5 protein-coding genes are annotated in these 7,802 nt (G+C 34.1%); 3 read left to right on the plus strand and 2 right to left on the minus strand.

The genetic code is table 11. The features are described 5' to 3' along the window. The first annotated feature begins 46 nt into the window (after positions 1 to 46). The 3 genes from VNJ50_RS00100 to VNJ50_RS00110 all read left to right on the plus strand — a co-directional run bounded on the left by VNJ50_RS00100 (position 47) and on the right by VNJ50_RS00110 (position 6,014). Positions 47 to 4,774 carry an RHS repeat-associated core domain-containing protein gene (locus VNJ50_RS00100; protein WP_325577870.1) on the plus strand — a complete coding sequence of 1,576 codons (4,728 nt, stop codon included), beginning with the start codon at positions 47 to 49 and terminating at the stop codon, positions 4,772 to 4,774. Further along, on the plus strand, positions 4,774 to 5,244 hold the full coding sequence (locus tag VNJ50_RS00105) for a hypothetical protein (protein ID WP_325577872.1): 471 nt from the start codon (positions 4,774 to 4,776) through the stop codon (positions 5,242 to 5,244). The genes VNJ50_RS00100 and VNJ50_RS00105 overlap by 1 nt, the downstream gene beginning before the upstream one ends. Positions 5,245 to 5,627: 383 nt before the next feature. After that, positions 5,628 to 6,014: an SOS response-associated peptidase family protein gene (locus VNJ50_RS00110; RefSeq protein ID WP_325577874.1), complete on the plus strand. Its 387-nt coding sequence runs from the start codon at positions 5,628 to 5,630 to the stop codon at positions 6,012 to 6,014. 72 nt (positions 6,015 to 6,086) lie between these two features. Here the strand turns inward: VNJ50_RS00110 and VNJ50_RS00115 are convergent, their stop codons facing one another. Beyond that, a complete protein-coding gene (locus VNJ50_RS00115; RefSeq protein WP_325577876.1) occupies positions 6,087 to 7,109 on the minus strand; it encodes a nucleotidyl transferase AbiEii/AbiGii toxin family protein in 1,023 nt (340 codons plus the stop codon). Next, positions 7,106 to 7,705, minus strand: coding sequence for a DUF6088 family protein (locus tag VNJ50_RS00120; protein WP_325577878.1), 600 nt, complete (start codon positions 7,703 to 7,705; stop codon positions 7,106 to 7,108). Before VNJ50_RS00120 ends, VNJ50_RS00115 begins: the two co-directional genes overlap by 4 nt. Positions 7,706 to 7,802: the final 97 nt, after the last annotated feature.

Genomic DNA, 7,802 nt, shown 5'->3' on the forward strand with positions numbered 1-7,802 from the left:
TCTTGATTATCAATCATCAACTGATCATGATAATGGCTCTCCAGATATGGTTGTCCCTGTAGTGTCAAGCTACAATCGAGCTGGTATAACTTCAGATTTAGTTCTTGTTCACAATCATTATAATAAAGCATATTATATTAATTTCACAAAAGATATTGCTAAGGATATTAGAATAAGTTCAATTAATAGTAGTTATGGCGGTGGTATAGTTGACAATATATATTACAGCCCAATGGAGCCCGCACCAAACACCCCAAATAACCATGGTACTTTAAGTGGTTTCTACTCTTCCCTAAATTCTGCCAATTATCCTTTCGTAGAAATAAAAATGTTACCCAATAACTATTTGGTTTCAAGCGTAAGAAATACTGTTGAGGGAATTACTAGAAAACAGGAATTTAAATATAACGGATTGGTTGTTAATTTACACGGACTTGGGGTAATTGGTTTTAATAAAGTTGCTAGAAGTAACTGGTATGAATTAAATTATACAGGAACGAAATTATGGAGTGCAACCGAAAACCGATTTGATCTTAGAGGAGCAACAGAAAGAACATACACATCAGCTTCTGGAAGTCAAACATTTAGCTTTGTAGCTTCAAATTTAGGCGTAATACCTAACGCAATACATAGTACAACAAACCTTTATTCTGCAGTGACATTATTTAATATTTACAAACTGCAGCTTAATACTCAAACCGTAAAAGATTTTTTAACAAATGTTTCTACTGAAACCAATTATACATATGATTCTGATGGCTATCTACTTCCCACAGTTATAGCAACTAAAAACTATACAACAAATCCTTCTTCGCCAATTGGATCAACAAACGTAACAACAATTTTCGAAAATAATGCAGCAGGATTAGGAGCAAATTATTATTTAGGAAGACCCAAGGAAATTAAAACAGTTACATCCGCATATGGTAACACATACTCTACTATAGAAAAACTAACATATGTAGGTAACAAGTTGGTGAAAAAGGAGAAAAAGGGCAATACTACAGATAATAAATTTTTGGTTGAAGAATTTACTTACTTTCCTATAGGAAATATAAAAAATAAAAAAATTTATACTACTGGTTATACTGAAAAAAAAGTAATCGCACCTCGAATTACAGAATATACCTATGATGCAACACAAAGATTTATCAAAACATTCAAAGACATTGAGGGACTTATTTCATCAAACATATCCTATCATCCTCTATATGGTGAAGTAACAAAATCTCAAAACGCTTTTGGATTAGCCACTTCAACCTTTATCGATAATTGGGGCAAGGTCTATAAAATAACTGATTATTTAGGAAAACATACAAATATTACGTATTCTAAAACTGGTTCAGATTCTCAAATATTAAAAGTTGGTGATGACGGTAGTTCTAGCATGAGTATTACGGACATTCTGGGCAGAACAAAAAAAGCAGGAGTTTTGGATATTGATAATGATTGGTCATATACAACAATTCTATATGATGTTTATGGCAGAAAACATCAAAAAAGTGAACCTCACGATAATCTCAATAATCCAAGCCAATGGACAACCTATTCTTATGATGACTTTAATAGAGAGAGCTCCATAATAAATAATACAGGTTTGACAACCACTATAACTTATTCAGGATTAACTGTTACAGCTACAGATGGCATACAAACAACTAGTTCAACCAAAAATGCAAATGGTCACATAATTTCTTCTTCTGATAATGGAGGAACAATTACATATCAATATTTCGCCAATGGTAATTTAAAAAACACCAATTATAATGGCACTAACATACTTATGGAATATGATGAATGGGGTAGAAAATCACTTTTAAATGATCCTTCCGCTGGCATATACACATACAGCTATAATCCTTTAGGAGAAATTTTAGTTGAGACAACGCCAAATGGAACTACAACTTCCACTTACGACAGTACTGGAAAATTATTAATTAAACATACAGAAGGGTTAAATACTCAAGATTATATTACATATTCTTATGATCCTATTTCTAAATTGACTAATAAAATTGAGAAAGAAGATTTGTCAGGATCTTTAACTACTAATGAATATTTTTACGACGCATATAACAGGTTAATAAAAACTAATGAGGCCATTTATGACGAAGTTGCATTATATGAAAAAAAATATATTTATGACGACTTCGGGAGATTACTTAAGGAATATAGCAGCGCATCATTAAACAATAAATCAAGTTCAAAATGGATAAGAAACACATACAAAAGGGGAGTTCTATGGCAAATTTTTGACGATGCAACTAATCATTTATTATGGCAAACTAACAGCGTTAATCAAAGAGGTCAGTTAACTAACGCTTTATTGGGAAATGAAATTGCAATTGCTAACACCTATGATAATTATGGATACCCAACTCGTATCAAGCATGATCTTTCAACAGCTCCTTATAACAACGTAATGACTGTAAATACTACTTTTGAGCCGCAAAGAGGCAATTTAACACATCGAGATAATAATCTATTCTCTTGGAGTGAAAATTTTAGTTATGATAATTTAGACCGTTTAACAAATTTTAAAGATGCACAAGGAATCCAAGTAAGTCAACAGTACGAAATAGATGGTAGAATTTCAAATAATGCGATGGGAACGTATAACTATTCAAATTCCAATAAAAAATATCAAAATACATCCATTGATATGAATGCTAAATCAAAAGCATATTATGAAAATCGAACAGGTCTTTTTAATGACGATATGGAATCAAAAAACACCTGGGAGATAGCTGATCCATCAGCAGTTACCTACGACACTACTACTCCTGCTCATTCTGGCAACACATCCCTAAAAATCGTCAATTCGTCCACTCATGAAAAAATTGTCCACTCTAATTATTGGGTAAAAATTGATAATGGAACACCAACGGAATATACTTATTCGGCATGGGTAAAAAGCGACGGTACTAATCCGCAAGCTGAAATTTTCCTGTTCATGAAATCTGAAAATGAAAGTGGATATTTCACTCTAGTAGATAATAAATCCATTTCTACTTCAAACAATTGGGTACTCATTGAAAAAAAGTTTCTAGTTCCTGCACACATAAAAAATTTAAGTATAAGATTAGACAATAATGCAATAGGTAATCTTTGGTTTGATGACGTGAGGATAAGAAAAAGTTTTACTCCTAGTTCGGAAAAAAACTTAAATATCTCCTACAATGCTTTCAAAAGTCCAATTGAAATAGAAGAAACGAATGTTGATAAAATAAGTTTCACCTATAATATTAATAACAGTCGAAGTTCATCTTATTATGGTGGTTTGCAAACTGATAAGTACCAGAGACAATATCGAAAATATTATTCTGCAGACGGTGCAATGGAGATAAAACATAATACCCATACCAACTCGATAGAATTTGTTACTTACATTGGTGGTGATGGATACACTGCGCCGATTATATTAAAGAGCGATGGGACAACTCATCAATACAATTATTTACATAGAGATCATCAAGGCAGTATTTTAGCTATAACAGATCAAAGCGGTACTATAATTGAAAAAAGACTATTTGATGCCTGGGGTGAGATAATAAAAATTCAAGACGGTCAACATAAAATCCTACTTAATTTATCGATATTGGATCGAGGTTATACTGGGCACGAGCATTTGGAGAGTGTAGGGCTTATAAATATGAACGGACGCTTATATGATTCAAACCTTCATCGATTATTACAGCCCGATAATTATGTCCAAGATCTAAATAACACTCAAAATTATAATCGTTATTCCTATGCTTTTAACAACCCATTAAAATATACAGACCCAGACGGTGAAAATCCCCTATTAGCAGTTGCTGTTGGAGTTTTTATGGGCGCAGCCACATATACAATTACTGCAATGTTTGCTGATATACCATTTACCGTAGGTGGACTTTTTAAAGCATCCTATATAGGTGCTGTTAGTGGCGCAATAACATTTGGCATAGGCGAAGGTGTTGCAACAATAAAGCCATTGGTTACCCGTTTTAGTGCTCAAGCTTTGGCACATGGCACTTCTCAAGGCATGATAAGTGGTGTACAGGGCGGTGACTTCTGGCAAGGATTTGCAAGTGGCTCTTTGTCAAGTATAGCAAGTGGTTTATATAATGGTGGTGATATGGCCAATGGAGACCATTGGGCTGGTCTCGGCGGTAAATTTGCAGGTTCGAGCGTAGGAATTCTTTCTTTTGGCTCAATATCCGGAGGTGCTGGTGCAGTTCTCACAGGCGGTAATTTTTGGCAAGGGGCAGCTGCTGGATTGACAGTAAGTGGGCTAAATCACGCTATGCATTCAGGTTTTACCAAAAAGTACGATTTAAATGTACTAGCAGATTACGAAGGAGCTGAAGGAGCTGGTCACCAAGCTTTAGCAGGAGAATTAGAAAATAAAAAATTACAATATATATCTAAAGATGGTACTTATGAGAATGCAGGTATTTATGGAAAAAGTAATTATACCGATGAAGTTTTTAATACTATAAATGAAATAAATGATTACTATGGAACTTATATTTCGCCAGGTAAAAGCTATGATGTTGTAGCAACTTATAGGCTGACTAGAAGCCAAATGAATACAGCTTTAACAACGGCTAGGTCATATGCCCATCAAACTTATAACCTGTTTACAAATAGTTGTACAACAATAGTTGAAAAAGCTTTGTATAATGCTTTTAAACCTCAATATACTTTCTTCTCTCCAATTCCAAATATAACATTTCAAAATCAACAATTTACTTATAGAGACTATTTAATTTCAGTAAAAAACATAAATTGATGAAACAACTATCTACACTAATAATATTTAGCTTGTTTGCTTGCGTCGGTCCTGATACGGCATTTTTACCGCAAACAATTAAAGAATCAAAAGAAAATAAATTATTGATCAATATTTATTCCGTTTCGGATAAACTTATCCGAATAAAAAATGAAAATTTCGAAATTCTTGATGTTTGGAGTACTTATAAATTAGAGAAAAAATATTCAAATAAAATTAACAATAATTTTTTTGTATTCAGAATTTGTTTAAAAAATGTTAACACAGGAAAAATTGAACCTCCACTAGAATATTATAGTTTTATAAAATCCTATTGTAATGATTGTTCAAATAATAATATTGGTATAATAGATAGCATGCTTTCAATAATTTGTCAAGATGTAAAATTAAAGGATAAAATAAACTCATTTAAAATAGGCTTTATCGACGATAAAAATAACGAGAAAATAGTTGTTTTTGAAAAGCAATAATCATTTACACCTACAACAACCTCTTATTCAGGTTTGATTTTCACAATCTTGTTGTCGCGCAAAACAACTAATTCGCTATTTTTGGTTTAGTCACTCGGCATCTGGCGGCTACTTGATCTTGAGGCAAACCCTTTTACATTCTTATTCGGAGTACGTTTTGTCCAAATTTTAATTGTCTTTGTAAGTCTAAATCTTCATTTTGCTAATTGCATTACTCTCTATTAAATTTATCCTAATCAAAGTCAAAAAACTACATATCTATCTTGTGTTTCTCCAAATCAAAGTCAAAAAATTCTTTTGGATATATTTGAAGCAGTCAACCTATAAAAACAGTCCTCAGGACTATTTTAGCGAAAGGATGATCTGGCGCATGACCACGCAGTTTGGACGCGGTTTATATTTTCAAAAAAGACCACTCTCCCCTACCCTTAGCTGGCCTTTATAGTGAATGGACAAATCCAGAAACCCATGGAAAATTGCTCACATTTTCCATTGTGACCACCACTGGAAACGAACTCCTATCAAAAATCCATAATAATCCAAAGTTAAAAGAAGCACGGATGCCGGTAATTTTACACGAGGAATTAGCAGATCACTGGTTGGCCAAATTAGAAGGTGAAAAAGATAAAAAATTGATTCAAGAACTCATTCAGGAATATCCGCAAGAGGAATTGGAAGCCTATACAGTTGGCAAATTAAGAGGCAAGGAATATCTAGGAAATGTTCCCGAAATTTCTGAACCTGTAAAGTATGCAGAATTGGAGTTTTAGCGATTGACGAAAATCCTTAACAAAGCTTTGGTTGTAGCGTTAGCTTGTGCGGCCTTATCAATGTGCTTACTTTTAGGATCGGCTGATTGCATTTATTCGCTTTTGTAATGCGGTCAGTCGTTTTATGAGTTCGTTAAAGTTTAACGGTTCACCGTAAAGCATACTTTCCTGCATATCCTGATAGTCCTTTTCCCATAACGCCAACAAATTATCAGGCGGAACAAACTTTATGTTTTCTGGTCTGTGATTGGCATAGTCAATTCCTGAAATAGCCGTGAACTTACTGCGATGTTTTACTATTGTATTGTATAAGTCAGTGTCTCTAAATGCAATTTCTGCATATTCAGTTTGACTTAATTTTTCTATGTCATAAAGGTGCCTGCTAAGTCGTTGCACTCTTATTTTGTCCGTATCTTTTTGAAATTCTTCGTGCAACAGAAAAATCTTTTCTAAAAATGTTCTTTCAGGATTTACAACGGGAATAGTTATTGGCTTGTCTGAAAATGGCAGGTCTGCATAAATTTCAGATGTCATTGTTCCGAAAACCCTTTGCGTAAACGGCTCTTTCAAAGAACGACTCCCCACTTCTACCAAAACACCGGGTTTGAGATAAGTGTCGGTTTCCGTCAGTTTGTTGTAGTAAATTTCAATAATTAATGGGTCTTGGTCGTGATTTTCTACTTCACGATATTTTACCGTTACTTCTTTGAAACCTAATATAGAAAACTTGGCTTTCAGTTCTTCGGTAAAGACTTCCGTTATGAACTTATACGATTTTCTTCTTAACTTTTTGATGTCGCCTTTGCTCAATTCACCTGTAAATCCTAAAAATTCTCTGTCCAACGCCAAATCAATATCTTCCGAAAAACGTTGTATCAAGTTCCAACCTTTGCTTAATGAAGTGCCGCCTTTAAAAATCAAAGCGTTTGCACATTCCATTGAGAATATAACGGACAATGTATGCATTACCCACCAATCTTTTTCTGCGGCAGGTGGCGACGGCAAGCCAATCTGCTGGCTGGTTTCGGTGTATATCCTGACTTTGGTTTCATCAGGCAATTTAAACCACTCTTTTAAGTGTGAAAAATCGATCATTCTGCTTTCGTCTTTAGTAATTCTCTAATCCAAACAGGTGCTAACTGTAAATCGTGTTGCAGATCTTTTGGATTTTCCTTTTTCAAAATTGCTTTTATCTGTTTTACTTCTTCTTCTGTTATCTGGTCTTTTCCGATTGTCCGCAATGCTTGCACAGCTAACATACTTGTTTTACCAACAAAAGCTAAGTTCTTTGAACTTGCTTTTTTAAAGGTAATGGTTTGTTTACCGATTTTGATTTTTCTTGCTGAAGTGTCGGTATAATAAACAACATTCAAAGGCACTTGGGTTGTTAGTCCCAATTTATACATTGCATAACTGCCTGTCGGGATAATCGTTGCTCTGTCTCTTTTTGCAATGGCAATGGCAATTTCTTCAACACTTGGCGACACTTTCCCGATATAGTCGTCATGAACAGGACGAACATAAATGCCTGTGGCTGCTCTTTCTAATTCACCCGACTTTACCAGCCGTTCCAAAGCTTTGTTTACTGCTTTGGCGTTCCCAATCGCGGTAAAACTGTCCACAAAGAAAAGCGAGCCCCTTTTTGTTCGCTTTATTTTACCAAGCACCTGTGCCTCAATACTTTTTTGCATTTACACTTTATTGTTTTGTCGCAAATTTAGCAATTATTTGCGACAAAATAACAGAAAAAATAAAGAGATTTTTGTCGTTAGCTTTTGCCAATTACAA

This window comes from Gelidibacter sp. (genome assembly GCF_035577925.1).
Classification (GTDB): Bacteria; Bacteroidota; Bacteroidia; order Flavobacteriales; family Flavobacteriaceae; genus Gelidibacter.